Annotated in this window: 17 protein-coding genes; 9 read left to right on the top strand and 8 right to left on the bottom strand. The window is 62.1% G+C overall.

The window, feature by feature from the left end:
• Positions 1 to 95: 95 nt before the first annotated feature.
• The 4 genes from B7R24_RS16540 to B7R24_RS16530 all read right to left on the bottom strand — a co-directional run bounded on the left by B7R24_RS16540 (position 96) and on the right by B7R24_RS16530 (position 5365).
• Positions 96 to 1439: a hypothetical protein gene (locus B7R24_RS16540; RefSeq protein ID WP_147304089.1), complete on the bottom strand. Its 1344-nt coding sequence runs from the start codon at positions 1437 to 1439 to the stop codon at positions 96 to 98.
• A gap of 1288 nt (positions 1440 to 2727) precedes the next feature.
• Positions 2728 to 3039 carry a hypothetical protein gene (locus B7R24_RS17410; RefSeq protein WP_147304088.1) on the bottom strand — a complete coding sequence of 104 codons (312 nt, stop codon included), beginning with the start codon at positions 3037 to 3039 and terminating at the stop codon, positions 2728 to 2730.
• On the bottom strand, positions 3039 to 3680 hold the full coding sequence (locus tag B7R24_RS16535) for an AAA family ATPase (protein ID WP_116420105.1): 642 nt from the start codon (positions 3678 to 3680) through the stop codon (positions 3039 to 3041). Before B7R24_RS16535 ends, B7R24_RS17410 begins: the two co-directional genes overlap by 1 nt.
• 329 nt (positions 3681 to 4009) lie before the next feature.
• Positions 4010 to 5365, bottom strand: coding sequence for a hypothetical protein (locus tag B7R24_RS16530; RefSeq protein ID WP_253259526.1), 1356 nt, complete (start codon positions 5363 to 5365; stop codon positions 4010 to 4012).
• Positions 5366 to 5584: 219 nt separating this feature from the next.
• Here B7R24_RS16530 and B7R24_RS18215 point away from each other — a divergent pair, with 219 nt between their 5' ends.
• On the top strand, positions 5585 to 5767 hold the full coding sequence (locus B7R24_RS18215; protein WP_253259525.1) for a hypothetical protein: 183 nt from the start codon (positions 5585 to 5587) through the stop codon (positions 5765 to 5767).
• 628 nt (positions 5768 to 6395) lie between these two features.
• Here B7R24_RS18215 and B7R24_RS16525 read toward each other — a convergent pair.
• The 4 genes from B7R24_RS16525 to B7R24_RS17400 all read right to left on the bottom strand — a co-directional run bounded on the left by B7R24_RS16525 (position 6396) and on the right by B7R24_RS17400 (position 9631).
• On the bottom strand, positions 6396 to 7430 hold the full coding sequence (locus B7R24_RS16525) for an alpha/beta hydrolase family protein (RefSeq protein WP_172582886.1): 1035 nt from the start codon (positions 7428 to 7430) through the stop codon (positions 6396 to 6398).
• Positions 7431 to 7598: 168 nt separating this feature from the next.
• Entirely contained in the window at positions 7599 to 8411 is an 813-nt protein-coding gene (locus tag B7R24_RS16520; protein WP_147304087.1) for a hypothetical protein, read from the bottom strand.
• A gap of 137 nt (positions 8412 to 8548) precedes the next feature.
• On the bottom strand, positions 8549 to 9094 hold the full coding sequence (locus tag B7R24_RS17405; protein WP_147304086.1) for a hypothetical protein: 546 nt from the start codon (positions 9092 to 9094) through the stop codon (positions 8549 to 8551).
• A gap of 78 nt (positions 9095 to 9172) precedes the next feature.
• Positions 9173 to 9631: a helix-turn-helix domain-containing protein gene (locus B7R24_RS17400; RefSeq protein ID WP_147304085.1), complete on the bottom strand. Its 459-nt coding sequence runs from the start codon at positions 9629 to 9631 to the stop codon at positions 9173 to 9175.
• 359 nt (positions 9632 to 9990) lie between these two features.
• On the opposite strand from B7R24_RS17400, the gene B7R24_RS16515 reads away from it, so the two are divergent.
• The 8 genes from B7R24_RS16515 to B7R24_RS16475 all read left to right on the top strand — a co-directional run bounded on the left by B7R24_RS16515 (position 9991) and on the right by B7R24_RS16475 (position 19742).
• Positions 9991 to 10308, top strand: coding sequence for a hypothetical protein (locus tag B7R24_RS16515; RefSeq protein ID WP_116420101.1), 318 nt, complete (start codon positions 9991 to 9993; stop codon positions 10306 to 10308).
• 3 nt (positions 10309 to 10311) lie between these two features.
• Positions 10312 to 11418: a hypothetical protein gene (locus B7R24_RS16510; RefSeq protein ID WP_147304084.1), complete on the top strand. Its 1107-nt coding sequence runs from the start codon at positions 10312 to 10314 to the stop codon at positions 11416 to 11418.
• 85 nt (positions 11419 to 11503) lie between these two features.
• Complete coding sequence (locus B7R24_RS16505; protein ID WP_216363758.1) at positions 11504 to 11830, top strand: hypothetical protein; 327 nt, start codon at positions 11504 to 11506, stop codon at positions 11828 to 11830.
• Positions 11831 to 11935: 105 nt separating this feature from the next.
• Complete coding sequence (locus tag B7R24_RS16500) at positions 11936 to 12664, top strand: hypothetical protein (protein ID WP_116420099.1); 729 nt, start codon at positions 11936 to 11938, stop codon at positions 12662 to 12664.
• Between the two features lie 302 nt (positions 12665 to 12966).
• Entirely contained in the window at positions 12967 to 14274 is a 1308-nt protein-coding gene (locus B7R24_RS16495) for a hypothetical protein (RefSeq protein ID WP_147304083.1), read from the top strand.
• A 3-nt stretch (positions 14275 to 14277) separates the two neighbouring features.
• Positions 14278 to 15792: an SCO6880 family protein gene (locus B7R24_RS16490; RefSeq protein WP_172582885.1), complete on the top strand. Its 1515-nt coding sequence runs from the start codon at positions 14278 to 14280 to the stop codon at positions 15790 to 15792.
• A gap of 97 nt (positions 15793 to 15889) precedes the next feature.
• The gene (locus B7R24_RS18210) at positions 15890 to 17845 is read left to right on the top strand and encodes an ATP/GTP-binding protein (RefSeq protein WP_367302631.1); all 1956 of its coding nucleotides are present in this window, start codon (positions 15890 to 15892) and stop codon (positions 17843 to 17845) included.
• 58 nt (positions 17846 to 17903) lie between these two features.
• On the top strand, positions 17904 to 19742 hold the full coding sequence (locus tag B7R24_RS16475; protein ID WP_172582884.1) for a type IV secretory system conjugative DNA transfer family protein: 1839 nt from the start codon (positions 17904 to 17906) through the stop codon (positions 19740 to 19742).
• Positions 19743 to 19971 lie beyond the last annotated feature (229 nt).

Genomic DNA, 19971 nt, shown 5'->3' with positions numbered 1-19971 from the left:
CCAGTCCGTGCGTCCACGACCAGGCGCACAGCCCGCGCTTTCAACTCCGGCGGATACTTCTTCATAACAGGCACGATTCTTACCCTTCCAGGGAATCAATACCCTCCATTAAACCCGGGGCGAGACAATCCAAGCGGCGAACCAGCGCACGGAAACCCTGTGCAAGTGATGTCGTTCACGTTGACGGTGTGCGGGTCTGAGCTGAACACGTTCGGCATGTCCGTTGTAATGATTTGCGCGCCTAGGATCTGTTTGCCAAAGAACTGTTCATAGTTGTAATGCACAATCGTGCGCCACACCCCGTTACCGTTCGAGTTCCCCGCATACACACCCTGATTCGTGAGCGTCGAGTTCACGTTCGTTCCGTCGGAACTGCGGTAAGAGGTTTCGGCGTCGTTGTCGCTAGATCCGGTTGGCGGGTCCACCAAGACTGGGTAGACACGAGCCGGGTTATCCAGCCACGCCTTATCCGGGTGCACCGCGACCAGGTAGCGGCCATCCTCCTTCAGCAGCGTTAGCCGCACTGGGCCTGACGCTGACAGGGCGGGGTCGTCGGATTTAGACGAATCCCACATCGTCGGTGTCGGGATCGAGAACGCAATCTCGCCTGCGCCGTTCGTGAACGTGATCCCGCCATCAGCGTCCTGAACTGCGGTCAGGCCGGGTGCTTCGACCTGCCACGTCCACGTCTGCGGGGCATCCGGTCGCAGGTCAAGCCGGAGCACCTCGTTCACGCCGCCCGTCTCGATGTCGTACACAAGGTCGGTGTTGTCGAAGACGTTCTTGTACTCCAGATGATTCTTCGTCTCAGACCACGGCGACAAGTCCCGTTCGAGAACCGATGCCGCCGCCCCTCGAAGAGTGAACCCAATTGCGTCGTCGCCCTTTGTCATCCTCAACACATTTGTGTCGCTGGCGTACTGCGAGAACTCCGGGTGCAACGGGTGATCGTCGACTTTCGCGCCACCCTGCCCCAGCCACGACGCCGAACCTGTTGTCTCCAGCTCGGTTTGGATCGGCACCCACGAACCAGCATCATCCTGGACATTAATCGGTGTGGCCGACACAGCAGCGATCTTCGACCCGTCAGGGCCGGCGTACGTCTGGCTGAACTCGTCCTGGGCGATGACCGGCTTGCCGTCAGGATCGAAGTCCTGCAAATCCACACTTAAACCCTCCGGCAGCTCGGTCGGAGTAGTTGCATCGCTTGGTGGGACCACATCAGCCGGCAGATCCGATACCGCAACCGTCGGCATCACTGCATCCGGCAATACCGGAGCCTCAGACTCCTCCAGGGGCGCATCAGTCGAAACCTGCGGAGCAGGAGCCGGATTATCAGCAGCCTGAACAGGACTTGCCATCCCGAACACGAGACTAACCGTGGCGACAGTAGCGAGGACAGCAGAAAAAGTAGAACGATACGACAGCAACGACGCCACCCAAACCGGCCGAAGCCTACATAGCCCCACCCCGGGCCCTCTTCTGAAAGTTAGGGCATAACCTGTGAATAGTGCAAGAAAATGCTCCCTTATCTGTCAAAAGATGAATTCTTAGGAGCGATCGGTACGCCTGTTGTCGGTGACAACAGCAATCGGGTTATTCCATGGAATTCTGCTCCTAGATGAAAACGGGGACGGTTGTCAAGATCAACGCCCCGATTGGCGCGGCCGCAGTAGAAAAGCTTCAACGCAGAAATGCCAGCCGGTCACGTCAGCCTCTACATCCGCAAGCTCGGCTAAAGGGCTACTTGTCTTCTTCCCCCTCCGTTCGCTACGGCGGGTCGTTTCGCGGCGTACCTGGACGGTGTGGTGGGTGAGGTCGATACCAATGTGGTCGGCATGCACGACCCGTCCGTAACGCTTCGGGGTCGGTGGCGAGTCGTTCGGTGATGGTTCTGCTGTCGCCCATGATGCGTTTTCTGTTTGTGCGGGACAGTCGCCCAACATGGCCGGGTGCTGCGGAGCCCGCGTCCACTCTCCCGGTGCTGGTGTCGGGATCTGTGATGGGTGCGATTCCCCATGAGGCGAGGGGCTGCTGCTGCTGTGACTTCGGCGGGTGGTTCGGTGATCTGGCGGCGCTGTTCCAGTTTCGCCCGGGTAACGTGGTCGCTGCGGATGCGGCGTTCGTCGTCGTATGCCGCCCGGTAGAGCCGGTCGGCCAGGTCTTCGAGGGCGTCTACCTCGCCCTACGGGCAGCGCGGCCGGATAAGTACCCGGCCCGGTACTCATCACTATCAGCGGACGGAATGTATCGCAAACGCAATCGCGGTGAGCCTCGTTCAGGCAAAAACGCACACGATCGGGGTGATTCTGCGCGACCCTACCCGCGCCTTTTATGGTGAGCTCCTTGCCAGCATGCAACGCGAAGCTGAGTCATCCGGGCACCCCTTGAAAGCAGGGAAGTCTCCATCGCAGTCCCACAAAGTGCTCAAGACCCTCGGGACGCAATTCACAGCCTCTGATTAGCTGCACGATCGAGTGCGGTAGAAGTCCCCTTGTGGTTCACTCTGTTGAACGTCTCGGTGCCCGTCTTCTTCGCCACTATCGGAATCCGGAGATTAACTCGAAGTCGGCGGCTAGACCGCACAAATGCCGATAGCGCAAATGACTAGGAGAGCGGTCTATGAAGATCAGCTACTCCCCCGCGAAGGGCCTTCGTGTAACGCAGATAGCTATTGTTATCAGACGCTATCAAACGCTATCAAACGCTAGTATGAGCTATGACGTGCTAGCGATTCTCGATCTGATTGATTCCGAGCTGCAACGCCTGAATAATCAAATCTTGATCGGTGTATCGCTCAGACTTGGCATAAGTCTTGATGCGGTCGCGGAGCTCCTCGTGGCCCTTCCAACGAATTACGCTGGCTGCGGGCCCGCCGTCGACTTTCTGCACCGGCTTGGGCGGGCGTGTGACCTTATCAGCGCGTGCGGGCGCAGGTGTCAGTGTAGGCGGCTGCTCGGGGCGCGCTTCTGCTGCTGCGCCGAATGCCGCGATCGCTGCCGAATCCTTCGGGCTCTTTCTATTCCTTGCGATTGCCATTATGCGTACACCTCAGCTACCAGCTCCTGAATCTCGTTTCGTGCTTTCTTGCCGGGGGCTCCCATTACCTCGATCACTCCCCTGCCATCTGCGAGCGAATCCCGGAATGCCTTCCGGGCATACACGACCGTCACCAATGGTTTGATTTGAGGAAACTCGACGATAAATTCTTCGACGTCGACCGTTTCTGTTTCATTGTGATTTGTGGGGGCCTGGCTTATGAGGCTTCTCACCGACAGCTCGGGGTTGAAATCTTTTGCGGTGTCGATGACGTCGGTGAACTCCTCCAAAGTCTCGACATCGAGTTGGCTCGGCCGAAGAACGACGATCATCAAATCAGCAGCGGTCATGGCGGTTCGCATCTCCTGATTGTCGTCTCCCGCCGCGTCGACAATCACGTGGTCATAGTGCTTATCGAGGTCAATTAGGGTCGCGTACACGTTGCCCTGCTTCTCGACAAGAGTCATGGCGGGCACGTGGCCGGCGTCCACACGTCGCGCGTGCCACTTGGCGGCGCTGCGCTGCTTGTCGACGTCGGCAATGATCACACTTGCGCCTTCATGAGCAAGCACCGTAGCGACGTTGATCGCGGCGGTGGTCTTTCCAGCGCCGCCTTTTGTTCCTCCGAAAAGAGTGATCATGACTCCTGCCTTTCTTAGTGCAAGCATCCGGCGGTGAAAGGTGCTAGCCATTGCTAGCATGGGATAGTAAGTGCTAGCTGTTATTAGTAGCTGCTAGCAGTTGCATTCAGATGCTAGTAATTGCATTCGCTAGTACCTGCTAGCTAATACTAGCAGTTGCTATCAATTACTAGCGGCTAGACAATGGTCAAACATATCTCCGGGGGAGGGGGCTCGTCGAACAGAAAAGGCCCCTTTCCCACCCCTCGCCCATTGCGTGTCCAGTTACTTGGGCACCAACTCAACGTCAGCAACAACAAACAACCCAATCACTGCAACCCACCGATCAACTAAGCGGCGTTTCCGAGGTATTTCCAAACGGCGTCAGGTTTCAAGGCTCCATCGTCGACGAGCTGGCGGGCTGATTGATGATCGGCTCGACGATCACGGCTACGTGGGTAACGCGGCCATTGCCGTTCACCTGCTGCCTCTCCAATGAACGTCAGGGTTCGGCTCGATACGTGTGGGCGTCTGCTGCGCTGCCTTGGTGCGGCGTTCATCTGGTCAACCTCAGCCTGCCACCACGCCCACACTTCGCGTTCGGCTCGATACCGGTTAGCTCGGTCAGCAAGGAAACCAGCAACACCTGACGTCTTCGCCGCACGATCGCGGAGATCTTTTCTCGCGCGGGCCCACCCATCAGTGTGTTTGACGATGAGGCGGTGGTGTCTAAGCCGGGAGAGAATCGTGGCGGTGTGACGCACGGTCACACCCAACAAGCGTGCTGCGGTCTTGACCGTCACCGCGGGATGCTCCGAGAGAAGCGCGTAGAGCTGGCCGGCAAGGTGGCCAAGCCCTGGCCTGGTGAACAAGTCGTGCCGGCCTTCAGTGAGCTGGCGTTCCAGCGTGGTCAGCATTAGGGTCCGAAGGTTGAATAGTTCGGTAGGGGGGCGGGGGTTATTTAGTGGTTGTGACCGGAGTGTTCCGTAGCCTGTGGAAAAGTCGAGGGTTAGGCGCCATTCGGCAGCGTTGCCGCCGTCGCTGAGGCTGACCCGTTCGAGGTAGCCGGCTTCTGTAAGTGCTGTGAGGGCGTCTGCAGCGGTTGTGCGGCCAAGCCCGGCCATGAGGGCCAGGTCACGGATTGACGCGGCGACGGTGCGTTTCCCGGTCTGCAGGGACAGGTACGCGACGCATGCGAGGATCGTGCGCTGGCTGATGCCCTTCTCGGTGCGGCCCCACCGGCCCGGGGAGACACGAAAACGCGTCAGGAGGTCGTCTGTGGCGTCGACGATCACGGTCAGCTCCGACAGGTCAACAGGCGCCTGACGGCGGGGGAGCGGGGCCTGTAAAGCGGCGTAGTGCTGCGCTTTGGCCCATTGCCGCTCGAGGCGGGCGGCGGCCTCAGCCGCGTTTCGCGGTTTCCGGCCACGGATGGTGTTCTTGGTGCGGTAGTGCTCCATCCCGGGAGCGGTGCGCGCTTCGCGGGCGACGTCGGCGAGTGACCATCCTGCGGACGCGGCCGCGAGCAGGCACATGAACCCCGTCCAGGAGGGGTTACTGCCGCCGTTCACGGTGGCCATATGCGCCTGCCCGGTGGCGTGCAGCGGCCGGTGCGAGCTGTAACCGGCACGGAGCGGGCCGGAGGGCTTGGACTCGACCGGCCGCGGGGCGGGCCGTGTGGTGTTCAGTTGTGCGGTCAGCGCCATCACGTTGTCCGTCGACGTCGACGGCTCTGTGAGGGCATCGAGGGACCCGCGGAGCACTATGGAGCTGCTGCCGTCTCGGTGCGGTGACAGCGGTGGCCGAGCCCCGCCTGTGCGAGGGTTGCAGAGCATCCCGTGATCAAGGGTTGAGTAGTTCGCTCGCGCAGCGCCAGCAAGCGCCGCCACAGTACCGGCAGGGCATCCGCGGAGGGCCACCCAGAGGTGCCGGCCACCAGTGCCGGACGACTGGCAGACAACATGCGCGATACCGAGCTGGCCGAGGGTGCCGGCGAGGGCGTCGCAGTCATCGGCGGCTTGTTCCATCAAGTCGGGGGAGACCCCGTTGGCATCTTTGCCATCGAAGTCGAAGCAGAGGAGGTGAAACGTACCGGCGTCATCGGCTAAGCGCACAAGCCACGGGGCGGACGGCTGTATGGGGCCGAGACGATGGGTGCGCGGGTACGAGTTCTCGTCGAGACGACCGTATGCGTCGCGTTTCATCGTCCCGACATGCTCACGGGGACTGATCTGGCGCGTCAGAGCCCAGGCCGTCCACCTGTCGGAGGACACGCCCGAACGCTTCGCGAAGAAAGATGGCGCACTAACAGCGCTATCGGTTACTATGAGTGCATTCCTTCCAGTCAAATGGCGGGAGTACAACAAAACGCCCTAGCGGGTGTGGTGTTGATTGGCTTAGACCTATTCGCCGGCAAGCATTCAAGGTCTGAGCTACGAAACTTAGAAAGAGCCCGTCACCGTTGTGACGGGCTCTTTTATTTATGCAACGTCCGAGATTGGCAACTCCTGCGGCTTGGGCTGAATGGATGACAAAGGCGCGAGGTCTGACATGCCTACCTCGCGAGCTAACACTGCGGCTATGAAATCGTTCGTACTCATGCCACGCTCTTCGGCGCCCGTGCGAACTGCCTCACCAATTGGGGTCGCAACTCTCGAGATGAGCTGCTGGCGTTCGCCCTTACTGATTCGCCCGCCCCGATAGCGCTGTGTTGTCATGGTGCCGACAGTACCGTGGTTAAGATTCTGAATCTGATTGCCCCGCCCGCGTGTCGAACTCCGGTTTAAAGTCGGCCCCTCTTTGGCGTTGCACCTCAGGTAGCCACTCGGTTACCTTTTGCTCGAATGCTGCTGAGTCAAAATTCCATTCGAGCGCGTGGCCCGTAGAAGGCAGTCGCATCAGCTCCACCGATCTTCTGGCAATCGTCGCAAACCGATCTGAGTCTCTGAAGGGCGCTGTCCGGTCACCCTCTGAGTGGAAAATTAACATCGGTAAAAGTGCAGGTTTATTCAGCAACCAATCCAATTGTGGAAACTGCAGGGGTTGAGACAGACCAAAGAGACGGCTGGTTGGCTTGAATGCCAAAGCGTCCACCGCTGCAATAGCAATGACGCCAGGTACGCCAAAGTGCGCCGAATTATGCATGATGCTGTTGCGCCAGCTGATGACGGGAGAGATCAGGATGAGCCCGTCGATGATGTCCCTGTGCTTTGAACTAGCAGCGAGGCGCAGGGCCATTGATGCTCCGCTCGACCAGCCGACGAGCAGAATTCTGTGCGCGCCGTGGTTCACCGCGTAGTCGACGGCGTTATCGATGTCGTGCCACTCGGTCTGGCCGAGCGTGAAGGCCCCACGCGGTGCGGGTGGTCCGTCGCCGTCGCCTCGGATCGACGGCACGAGAGAGGTAACTCCAGCGCTTTTGAGGCTGTTAACGGTGCGAAATGCTCCCTCACGTCCGGAAAGGCTGCCGTGGATATGGATGGCCCAGGTGGAGGCATCGTCGTCAGTTCCTGGAAATAGCCAGGCTGGTGCGTCTCCGCAGGCGGTTTCAATGATGACTTCGCGGACGTCTGCACTGACGGCTTCGGCGGTGGCAAACACGTTCCCCACGGGTCTCGCTGATGTCCCAGCTACAGGGACTGGCGATCCAGGCGTTAAGACAAAAGCACGCTCAATTTTTTTTTCTAGGTCGCTGTTCAGGATGGGTCCAAGCACAGCGTGCTGTGCTTCGCCGTCGTAGAGCAGGCCAAGTTTGCCGTCCTGCCTGGTCATTGGTGTGGATTCGAGGACTATGCGTCCGTCGCTGAAAACGTCGAGGATTTGGGTTAGTCGGCTACGCGCCGGGTGGATTATGCGCCAAGCGACGAGAGCTACCGCGCTGACCGTGCCGAGTGTTGTCGCAGACAGTAGTGCCGGAAGAATGAGCCGTCGGGCAAGCATTTAGGCGGCTTTGCCGAGAACCATGGGACTAAATTCTGGGTCGGGAGTTAAGAACTGTTTCACCTGGCCAATAATGTACGTCTCGCGAGATGAGGGATGGAAATTGCCGTGCCTTTGAGCCTTGTCCAGTAGGCGGACCAGTTCGGATGCTCGCGCAAGCATCTTCTTCTCGGAAAAAAGACGTCGCACTACGCCGAGGTTCTCGGGGCCGTGCTGGGATAGCTCGTTTTGCTGAGCGATGTGGTGGAGCTTGGAAACAAGTATTCGTCGCCGGCTTGGGGTGACGATAGCGATCCAGGCGACTCCCGCCATGATGATGAGCAGGCCGAGAAAAAACGGTAATTCCGAGGTGTTCCATGCTAAGTATCGGAAGCTTTGGCCTCCGTATCCGAAGTGCGATGCGGTGAGGTAACCGATCTCGAGAACGCAACCGATGATGACGGATGTGAAGCCAATGATGAACGTCATTTGTACGCCTCGCCAGTTTTTGGCGGCCAGCAGGATTGCTGAGAGCGAGATCCAGATGAGGCTGGCCATGTAGGCGCTGCCGTAGATCCAGACGAATGTCTGATCAAGCCGGTTCGTGATGAAGGCGACGTCTGTCGTGCCTTTGTTCTGGATGAGAAGGAACGAAACAACGCAGACAGCGGATATGACAGCCAGCCCCCATCTGCTTCCGAACCGTCCTACGCTGCCCGCTCGTCGTGCGAGAGCTTCCCGAAAGAACCAGAACGCTGAAACAGCAGCCAGGTCGCGAACAAGCGTGGTGATGTTGCTGCTTCCGAGAAAAAGATCGTAGGTGGTGAACGGCACCGGGATCCCATACGTCGTAAGCGCCACCACACCGCTGGCGGTGGCCCACCAGGCTGGCCTCGCCGCTTCGCTAGTGAAGGCGTGTGGAACCCGGACTACGACAAGTACGGCGACTGCAAAAAGACAAATAAGTTGAATCATCCGAAGTAGGTTTCCTCCGCTGTGCGGTTGATGGATTGAATTCGGCGCGTCATCGCAAATGCCACCTCTTCTATCGCTTCTTCGATCCGCGACTCGGGAGTTTCTGCGCCCGCCGTAGGCGGGCAGAACTGCGTTGTGCCTGGCACCCCGTTCGACGAGTCCTGGGGTCGGGGTAGTAGATCGGTGAACCACGTTTTTGGAGCGTGAACGAAGAGTATGTGCGCCAGCTCGTGGCAGGCATTTTGGCTCTGTACGTGCAGATCGTCGCGTTCTCGGCAAACAACGGCCCCGAACTCGGCAGTGTCGATCCAAAGTCCGGTCACCGCACGAAGAGATGAGCTGTTCGATGCCACCAAATAGATGGGTTTGCCGTAGACACCCTCTACCGCCTCGTGCAGCTCACCCCAACTAGCGGTACGAGCAAGCCCGAGCCGGGCAACAAAATGGTCTGCGGCCTCAACGATCGATCCGTTAGAAAAGTCCTCAGACTGGCGGAGCATTCTCCATCGACCGCGCCCGCGGTCGGCCTGGTTGAATACCACGCTAAAGCTCCGTTTCGTGGTGAATGGGTGGAGGCTGATCTACTCTAGGCGACCATCCGTTGTCCCCCAAAAGAGGGACTACTTTTGTTGCTTTCGAAGTTCAGTGACGATCTCGGCAATCACAGCTGCAGCACCACTCAATTCGGTTTGCTCTAGCGGTCCGGCCGCATGAACAGAAACACCTTGAATGCCAAGCCCGCGCATTTTACTCTCGAAGACCACTCGCTCTTCCCCTGCGGCGGCAGCTTCGGTGTCTGAGCCCGATGACCCAGTGGGCTCAGAGCTGCTTGTGCCAGGGAAAGACGACTGCTCTGGAATGACGCGTGGCTGCAGTCGCCGAGCCAGATCGACTAGATCGGCACCCGAAGCGTTCATCAGAGCTAACAGCACAGAAAGGGGCATGTCCCGTTCACCCTTGATGTACCGCAAGACAGTGCGATAGCTCAAACCCGCTCGCTCCGAAGCTGCCTTCACCGTGAAACCCGCAGCAGACAGCGACCTTCTCACTTCGTCCCCGATCGCGGCGTTGTCGCTCACTGAGTCCCGTCCACAAAACGAAGTCTAACTATCCCCTCTTGCCCATTCAGGTGTCTATACTCGACAACATGCCCATATGGTCACTTGCCGGCTGACCATATGGGCACACAACGTGTGAGCCGGGTCAGGAGAAGTCGTCTTTGGTCCATCCATTTTGCAACTGCAGATCACAAGCGCCTATACGGACTGTGCTGATAATCGCGGCTGGTCTGTCGCTGTCCCTCGTGATCTCTGGTTGCTCGGCACAGACAAATACGGTTCCCGCAGCGATACACGACCCTGTCGATACCGCCAGTCCATCGCCTACTGCCTCGGCTGCTATCCCGCACGACTCCGAAGATCCGTCAGGACTCTCCGACGTGACCACTGAGGCCAAGGTGATTGCAGTGGGGGCTGTGGCGGCATTTTGTCGACCGGCTCTTGACCAGCAGACATGGATCAACGCCCTGTACCCGTTTCTGTCTCAGACCGCTGCGGTCTCTTATGAGACGGTCAATCCGGGCCGCGTGCCGTGCACTGCGGTCATGGGCGATGCCCGTCTTCGGGACACTGACGGGTCGTACACGACACGGGTGTTCGTGCCGACGGATGCGGGGGAGTACTCGGTACTGCTGAACCGTTCGGACGTATCGGACCCGTGGCTGGTCGAGCAGATCACGCCCTACACGGGCGGGTAACCGGTGGCTGGGAAAAGTGGCGGTATCGGGATTCTTGCCGTGGTCATGGTTCCGGTACTCGTGGTCGCACTGTCCATGTTTGTCCTGTTCTTTGGTGGGGCTTCCGCGTCGGCGTGCACGGTCGGAACGGGTGCGCAGATCAACGTCGACGGAATCGCGGCGGACGCCTCGGTTGGTGCGTACAAGCGTGACCAGCTCGTCAACGCGGCGCTGATCGCGAACGCCGCCGTCACCCTGAACCTGCCCGCTGCGGCGCAGACCCTGGGGGTGCAGACCGCCATTGGTGAGTCCACCCTCCGTAACCTGACCTACGGCGACGGCGCGATCAACCCTGACGGTTCGGTCGCTGACTCCATTGGGCTGTTCCAGCAGCAAGGGTTCTGGGGGAGTGTCGCGGAGCGGATGGACCCGACGACCGCGGCGACCCTGTTCTTCAAGCGTCTGCCCGGTGTTGCGGGGTGGGAGACGTTGGACCCGTCTTTGGCGATCAATGCGGTGCAGGGTAACGCGGACCCGAACTACTACACGAGGTTCCGGGCTGATGCTGTCGCGATCATGACCTTCTTGACCGGTGCCGGTGCGGCGGGTTCTGGGGGAGGGGGCTGCGCTGTTTCCGGCGACGCTCGCGCTCTTGCGGCGGGCCTGGTTGCGGCTATGGCGTCGGGGAAGCTCGTTCTCGCGGAGGACCGGTACGCCGCAGAGATCCGTGGTGTCGCCGACGGGACCGCCTCGAGTATCTGCGGCATCGACGTACGAATTTTGCAGGTCGTCACCATCGCGATCAACAACTTCGATCACGTCGGGGTGTCGGACCTGAACCGGCAATGCACGGGCTCGATCGAGGGTGCGGGTACGGAGTCCGCGCACTGGATCAACGGCGGCGGCCACGCCGTGGACTTCTACTCACTGAACGGTCACGGCCTCACCGGCTGCGACTCGGATTCGATGAAACTGCTGTCGATCCTTGACCCGCTGGTCCCTGCCGGGTCGAGGGCCGGGCAGGTGCAGTGCCGCACCGCGACGTACACGCACATCATCCAGTTCCCCGACACCCTCAACCACCTGCATTTCGACGTGGGTTTCACCGACGGAACCGTCATCAACCCGTAACCCTGCGCCCGAACCATCGGGCCTCACAAACTCCATCCCGCGACCGCGACGGTGGACACCAAAAAAACACGAAACGGAGTCACCCTTGTCACTTCTGCTTGCAGCAAACGACATCATCACCACCGCGGCCGCGACCGGCCACTTGGTACCCGCGTTCCTCGCGGACGTTCCCAACCCCGGCAGCGGCACCATGCCTCCCGGGTTCGAGGCGTTCACCACGATCATGGGCTGGGCCAAATGGCTCGGCCTCGGCGTCGCGGTCGTCGGCCTCATCATCCTCGGCGTCACCATGACCGTCTCCGCACGCCGCGGCGAAGGCGGCGAAATCGGCGGTTGGCTTGGCCGGCTCCTGGTGGGCGTGATCATCATTTCCGCCGCGTTCACCATCGTCGGCTTCCTCATGGGCGCCTAGCTAGCGCCCACCCACTAGCGGGGCGGTGGGCCGCAAGTCGGTTCGCCGCCCCGCACCACACACCCACCACCCGTTACCTCTCATCAAGCACAGGGAGCACACCTTATGAGCGACGCGGAACCGCGTAACCCTTTCACCCGCCGCGGCTTCATCCTCGGCGGTGTCCTCATCGCCGGCCTCGCCGCGGCCGCGATTACCTTGGCTTTCACCTCCGTACATGGCGACCCTGGCGCAACTGCTGTCGCGCCCACCTCGACACCTGTTGTCACGGCGACGGCTGACCCTGCCACGGCGAGTGTTTGCGGGCTACCGGGCTACGACACCACGAACACGCTCACCGCGACTCCGGAAACGAAGTGGGAGATTGTGGGCACCATGGCCGCGCCGGGCAGTACGACGATCGGGCCGGGCATCACGGGGGCGGACGGTGTGCGCTCCTGTTACGCCCACACGGCGGCTGGGGCGGTGTTCGCGGTTGCGAACTTTTGGGCTATGGGAACCGACATTCGCCTGGCCCCGCTGGTCACGGCTCAATCGCTTGTCCCGGGCCCAGGCCGTGACGCGGCTATGGCTATGAAGACCACTCAGGGCAGCACAGGGACAAGTGCACAGGTCGCCGGGTTCAAGGTGCTCTCCTACGACGGCACGGACGCAACAATCGATGTGGTTCTGGAAACAAGTACGGGGACAGATCAGTTGTTCAGCTTCCCTGTGCCCATGCGGTGGTCAGGTGGTGACTGGAAACTCGTCGTCACAGACGACGGCCAGCAAGTGTTTCGGCCTACTGCTTTGCAGAGCCTTGGCGGGTACACCCCTTGGGCGGGCCTGAAATGATCCTCGCTGACAACGCTGCGCCGCCGTGCGCGGTCATAGATTGGCCGTGCTGGACCAAAGCCGCCGGTGACGCGATCGTGTCTAAAGCGACAGATGATGCTTTGCAGCAGTTCGTGAACAACATCTTCGAAGGCTTCGGAACCGCCATTGGGAGTCTGGGTACGGCGTGGGCGCGGGTACCGTCCCCGGTCGTGGTTGTTGACCGTGGCGGCAGCTCCGACGGTGGCGGTATCCCGGCAGGGTCGGGTGCGTTCGAGATGATCCTGTCGTATGTGACGTGGGTGGGTGCGGGGATCGCGGTCGTGTCCCTGATCGCTGCGGGGGCGATGATGATCAGCCGCCGTCGGCACGGCGACGGCGAAGCTCACTTGGGCCGTATCGGGGTGATCCTGATAGCGGTGATTCTGTTGTCGTCCGCGTCCGCGCTGGTCGCCGGGTTCCTACCTCAGGCGATGCGGGGCAGTAACGCCTCGTCCGTGGTCGGGTGGGTGCAGCAGCATTTGCAGTGGTACACCGCGGGGCTTGCGATTTTCTCGATCCTGATAGCGGCGGCACGTATGGCGTGGACGCAACGGGCGGTGCCGTTGAAGGAGCTGATGGGGTCGATCCTGACCCTGATCGCGGTCGCTGGTGCCGGGCTGGTGGTAATCCGGTTGGCGTCAGTTGCGGGGGATGAGTTCTCTATCTCGATCCTGAACAGCGCCACCAACTGCGACGTGGCAGCTACCGGGGAATCGAATTGCTTCGGGACAGCAATGGCAACCATGCTCGCCCTCACCTCCACGTCCCCGATTGGTTTGATCGGGCTGTTCCTGCTGGGTCTGCTCGCGATTCTGATGACGTATGTGCAGATCGCTTTGATGGTGTTCCGCGGGGCGATGCTCGTTCTTTTGGCGGGGATTTTCCCGTTGGCGGCGTCGTTCACTAACACCGAAACCGGTAAGCAGTGGTTCAAAAAGGTGTTCGCGTGGACGCTCGCGTTCCTGCTCTACAAACCCGCTGCAGCGATTGTGTACGCAACCGCGTTCCGGATGACAGGGGTAGACGTCTTTAAAGCTGACGGCACCGGCCTGTTCCAGGTCGTCACCGGTCTTGCCCTGATGCTGATCGCCCTGGTCGCTCTGCCTGCGCTGATGAAGTTTCTCGTTCCCGCGGTGTCATCTGTCGGTGGCGGCGGCGGTTCGGGGATGCTCCTGGGCGCTGCGGCTATTGCGGGTGCCGGGGAGGTGGCGTCTGGCGCTATCCGTGCCAGTAACGGCGGCGGTGGCTCCGGTGGCGGCGGCAGCTCTGGCGGTGGTGCTGGTGGTGGCCCATCGGGTAGTGGTGCGACGGCGGCGGGGTCGAAGGGTGCCATGTCCGCGGCGTCCGGTTCCGGGCCTGCCGCGGTTGGTAGCGGGAGCGCGGCGACCGGTGCGGCATCTAGCGGCGCTGCGGCAGGCGGTGGCGCAGCAGCCGGCGGCGCGGCTGCGGGCGGTGCGGCTGCGGCGGCGGGGCCGGTGGGTATCGGTGTCGCGGCGGCTGGGAAGGTCGCGGGCGGTGCGAAGCAGGCCGCGGGTGCAGTGCAGTCCCAGGTCGCAGACGCGACCGGTAGCAATGAGAACGGGGAATAGACCATGACGACAACAGCGACACCCCCTGCCACTGCACCACGGACGTACGGGAACTGGCGCAAACCGCAAACCGCGGGCCTTGGCGGGTTGGGCCAGCTCGCGACGATCGTGATGTTCGTTGGGATCGTCTCCGCCATTGTCGCGTCGATGTTCGCCGGGCTCCTGCCCGCTCTGATCGTCGCCGGCATTTTCGGTGGCGTGCTTTTGACCGTTTCAGTGAAAGACAAACACGGCCAATCGGCCCTCGGAAGGACAGTGGTACGCGTGAACTGGCTACGAACAAAAAGCAAAGGAGCGAACATCTACCGGTCGGGGCCGACCGGGCGGGCGAAGTGGGGCACGTTCCAACTGCCGGGTCTTGCCGCGGCATCCCAGCTCACCGAATGGGAGGACTCACACGGCCACAGGTTCGCGCTGATCAGCACCCCCGCGACCCGGCACTTCACCATCGTGTTGGCGACCGAACCCGACGGTGCGGCGTTGGTGGACCAAGAACAGGTCAACAACCAGGTCGCGGAATACGGCATCTGGCTGTCCAATTTGGGTGATGAACCCGGCATCGAAGCAGCATCGGTCACGATTGAGACAGCCCCCGATACGGGTACTCGTCTGCGCGGGGAGGTGGAAGGGTCGATGGACCCTGACGCCCCCGAGTTCGCGAAGGCCATGCTGACCGAAGTGATGCAGTCCTACCCCGTCGGGTCGGCCACGATCCGCGCCTACATTGCGTTGACGTTCTCAGCGACGTCCCGGATTGGCGGGAAGAAACGAAGTGCAGCCGAAGTCGCGGCGGACCTCGGCTCCCGCATCCCCGGCCTCACGTCGGGGCTTGCCGCGACTGGTGCAGGCGCTGCGCGGCCTCTTGGTGCGCAAGAGCTGTGCGAGGTTGTCAGGGTCGCGTACGACCCTGACGCTGCCCTCCTGATCGACCAGGCAAAGGTCGCGGGCGACACGGCGGACCTGTCATGGACGGATGTGGGACCCGCGGCTGCGGAATCACATTGGGACTCGTACCGGCATGACGGGGCAGTGTCCACGTCGTGGACGATGACCAGCCCGCCCCGCGGAGTCGTCCAGTCGGGCATTCTCGCCCGCCTGCTGGCCCCACACCGGGACATTGCGCGTAAGCGGGTCACGTTGCTCTACCGGCCGATTGACCCGGCGCGCGCGGCCGCGCTGGTGGAGGCGGATTTGAACGCGGCGCAGTTCAACAGCAGTGCGTCCACGAAACCGACCGCACGCTCCACGCTCTCGACCCGCTCGGCGCAGGCAACCGCGTCAGAAGAAGCCTCAGGGGCGGGGCTGATGAACTTTGGCCTCATCGTGACCGCGACGACCACCGACCGCACCCGCGAGGCGGACGCGAGGGCGGCGATTGATTCGTTGACCGCGGCGGCACGGTTGCGGATGCGGCCTGCGTTCGGGTCGCAGGATTCCGCGTTCGCGGCCGCACTGCCGTTGGGCCTGATCCTGCCGCGGCATTTGCGTATCCCGAACGAGATTCGGGAGGCGCTGTGACCGGCGCACTTCTACTTCCGGCACCGGCGCTTCATAGCCCGGTGCCGGAAGGCGTTAAACCCCGCTCCACCCGCCCAACCATTCACGGAGGTATCTCATGAGCACCACCTCGAAACTGTTCCACCGACACGACCGCGACGACGACAACACCCCGGAAGAACTACCCGACGGCGCGCGCACAGGCGAGGCACGGGAACTGCTGGCCGACCTGCCGACCGGCGCGGTCGCTGCCCCCACCCGGCGCGGGGAGCGGGCGAGAGAGAACCCAGTCACGCCAAAGAAGGGTGTGGCGGCGCGGAAGGGTGCGGGAAGAAAGGCCGTCGTTCCCTCTCCGGCTGTCTCGCCGCTCGTGCGAGAGAAAGCACCGAAGCGGGCGAGGAAGGCGCGGCCGATCCCGCACGAGGGCGGGAAGCGGAAGACGGTCCGTGAGGCGGCACCGAAACGGCCGCTTCGCCCGACCGCTACTGGGTGGTTGGGGCGTGGCGGTGGGCAGGCTGTCAGTATCCAGCCAGCCGATGAGTTCCGCGCCACCACCGTCCAGGTCTGCGGACTCTACCCGTTCTCCGTCGGCACCGGTACGCCGATGATTGGTGTGCCGCTGGGGAAGAACCTCGCCACGGGGGCGTCGGTGTGCTGCGACCCGATCTCGTGGTTCCAACGGGCGAACCTGATTTCCAACCCTTCCATGTTTGTTCTCGGGAAACCGGGCCTGGGTAAGTCGTCACTGACCCGCCGTATGGCCGCGGGCCTTGCCGGGTACGGGACGCTCCCGCTCGTGCTGGGGGATTTGAAGCCTGACTACGTGGACCTGATCCAGGCACTTGACGGGCAGGTCATCACTCTTGGCCGTGGGCGCGGGTATTTGAACATTCTCGACCCGGGGGAGGCGCACGAAGCAGCTGCACGGCTCAGCGGTGAGGCGGCCGACTCGAGGCGGCTTGCCGACGAGTCCGTTCAAGGGGCCACAAACGAGACGGACCCTGACGCGATTGCCCGGCTGCTTGATGAGGCGACCGCGCACAACATCCGGGCGGTGAAGCTGGAACGCCTCGCGAACCAGGTCTTGGCCGACGCGCACGGCCGTAGGCACACGATGATCGCGGCCCTGTTGACGATCCTCCGGTCGGAGCCGCCGACGGACCGGGAGGAAACGATCATCGACCGGGCCCTGAAATACCTGGACGAGAGCCACGACGGTATCCCGGTACTCGTTGACCTGCTCCGGGTCATCCAGGAGGCCCCGGACGAGATTCGGCAGGTCGCCCTCGACCGCGGCGACCTCACCCGGTACAAAGCGATCACCGAAAACCTCGAAGCATCCCTCATCGGCCTCACCACCGGCGGGCGGCTCGGGGAAGTGTTCTCCCAGCAGACCACCACACCGATGCGGCGGGACCGGCCCGTGGTCTACGACGTGTCCTCGATCGATGACTCCGAAGGCGACCTGCAAGCCGCAATCCTGTTGGCGTGCTGGTCCGCCGGGTTCGGGACGGTGAACGTCGCAGCCGCGCTGGCGGACGCGGAGCTGGAGCCGCGCCGGCACTACTTCGTGATCTTGGACGAGTTGTGGCGGGCACTTCGGGCGGGCCGGGGGATGGTGGATCGGGTTGACGCTCTCACCCGCCTGAACCGGGCCCGGGGTGTGGGGTTGGCGATGATTTCGCACACCATGTCGGACCTTTTGTCGTTGGCGTCGTCGGAGGATCAGATGAAGGCCAAGGGGTTCGTGGAGCGGTCCGGGATGGTCGTCTGCGGCGGCCTGCCGGGCGCGGAGATGCCGCTCCTGACGTCGGCGGTGCCGTTGTCGGTGTCGGAGCAGTCGATGCTGACCTCGTGGCAGGACCCGCCCGCCTGGGACCCCGTATCCGGGCACGAGTCAGAGCCCCCGGGGCGTGGCCGGTTCCTGATCAAAGTCGGTGGGCGGCCCGGTATCCCGATCCGGGTGGAGCTGACCTCCGCGGAGATGGAGGTCAACGACACGAACAAGCTCTGGCACACCACCTCCCGCGCCGGCCGTGCAGCCGACCCCGTGAATGTGGAGATTTTGCCGTGACCGGGCACGGGACTTCTCGGACAAACGGATTCGATATGACAACGGAAAGGACAAGCTCATGGGCACGATGAATAACAGGCGAAAAGAGCCTGGCAAGGCGGGCAATGGAATGGGGGTCGCCTGGCTCGCCGGCGGGGTCCTCATCGTTGCGTTGAGCATCTACGGGGCGGTCCGGGTCGGATCGCAGGTTGATGGGGTCAACGCGGGGATGAGCACGGACCCGTCGGAGTTCTTCTCCGTCGTCCTCGACGTATTCAGAGGCAATCTTGTGTGGCCGGCGACAGCGACCCTGATCGGGTCAGGGATCGGTGTCGTGTTGGCGTTCTTCACGGTTCTGGTTCTGATGTCGAAGACGGCGGGGAAGAAGCATCGGACGCAGGTGGACTGGGCGGCCCGGCACATGGCCACCTCGCAGGAGCTGTCACAGATGCGCGGGAAGGAAGCGAAACAGAAAGCGGAACGTCTGGGCGTGACGGATTCGTTTGGTATCCCGGTGGGTGCGTTGCTGGCGGGTGGGCAAAAACTGTTCTGCTCGTTCGAGGACATGTCGTTGCTGCTCGCCGGCCCCCGGGTGGGTAAGTCCACCTCGTTCGTGATCCCTGCGATCATCAACGCACCAGGTGCGGTCGTCACGACCTCGAACAAACGTGACGTACTCGACGCAACCCGCGGTATCCGTAAAGACGCGGGCGGGCGGGTGTGGGTGTTCGACCCGCAACAAGTCGCGGTGGAGCCGGCGTCGTGGTGGTGGAACCCGTTGTCGTATGTGACGGACGACACGAAGGCGGCGAAGTTGGCGCAGCACTTCGCGTCCGGGTCATCCGAGGTTGGGGCGCGGGCGGATTCGCATTTCGAGCCCTCCGGCCGGGAACTGCTCGCCGGGTTCCTCCTCGCGGCCGCGATTGACAACCGGCCGATCACTGACGTGTACGAGTGGACAACAAAACCGGGCGACGAGACCGCGGGCGACATTCTCATGGCCAGCGAATACGCGCTGATGGCGAAGAGCGTGCAGGGTGCTACCCGGTTGGAGCACCGGGAGCGGGGGTCGGTGTACTCCACCGCCCGCCGTATGGCGTCATGCCTGAAAGACTCCACAACCCTGCCCTGGGTCAACACCACCGGCCCGGCCGATAAGCGGCCTCAGTTCGACCCGGCCCGGTTCGTCCGGTCCACCGGGACGCTGTACAGCCTGTCGAAGGAGGGCGCGGGCAGTGCCGGGCCGTTGGTGTTGGCGTTGACGGCTGCGACGGTGGAAGCGGCCGAAGAACTCGCCGCACTCTCACCCGGTGGACGCCTGCAAACCCCGATGCTGGGGGTACTGGATGAGGCGGCGAACGTGTGCCGGTGGCGTGACCTCCCCGACCTGTACTCCCACTACGGCTCCCGCGGTATCCCGATTATGAGTGTGTTCCAGTCCTGGTCACAGGGCGTCGGGGTGTTCGGGAAAGAGGGCATGTTGAAACTGTGGTCCGCGGCGAACATCAAACTGTATGCCGGCGGTATCGCTGAGCCCGAGTTTCTGGGGATGGTGTCTGACCTGATCGGGTCCTACGACCGGGAAACGACCTCCGCGTCCATGAACAAAGGTGTCCGATCAACGACTTCGGCGTTGAAGCGAGAGAAGATTCTCGACATAGCCGAACTCGCAACATTGCCGACGCCCAAGAAGGGTCGGCGGACGGGGCGGGCGATCATGATGTCATCCGGCGCTCGCGCTGCGATGCTCCGCACCGTGCCGTGGTTTGACGGCCCGAAACCATTGGTCGAGAAGATCAACGCCTCCATCAAAGACCAGCAGAACGGCACCCCGGCCCCTGCCCGGTCTGAGCCTGTCAGAACGGGCGAACCCGTTCTGACTTCGGCAACGGTATCGGCAGAAGGAGAGCAGTCGTGACGGGTACGGGAGTGGACCCGTTTAGCCTGGATCCACCGATGGACGTTGAGGTGGGGTCGGCGCGTTAAACGGAGAATGCCTTTCTGATCGGGAAAAATAGAGCTTGTTGAAGGACCTATTGACCCGAGAAGGAAGGCATCTCGCAGGTGCAAGTTTCTCACGCCGCTAGGGCTGCTGTCGCATCATTTGATGACCCGAACCTCGTGTCGGCCGCTGGCCTGCTGCCGGT

It is taken from the genome of Subtercola boreus, assembly GCF_003399645.1.
GTDB classification, from domain to species: domain Bacteria; phylum Actinomycetota; class Actinomycetes; order Actinomycetales; family Microbacteriaceae; genus Subtercola; species Subtercola boreus_A.
The sequence above is the reverse complement of the archived record's forward strand: the minus strand, read 5'-3'. Positions and strand labels throughout refer to the sequence as shown.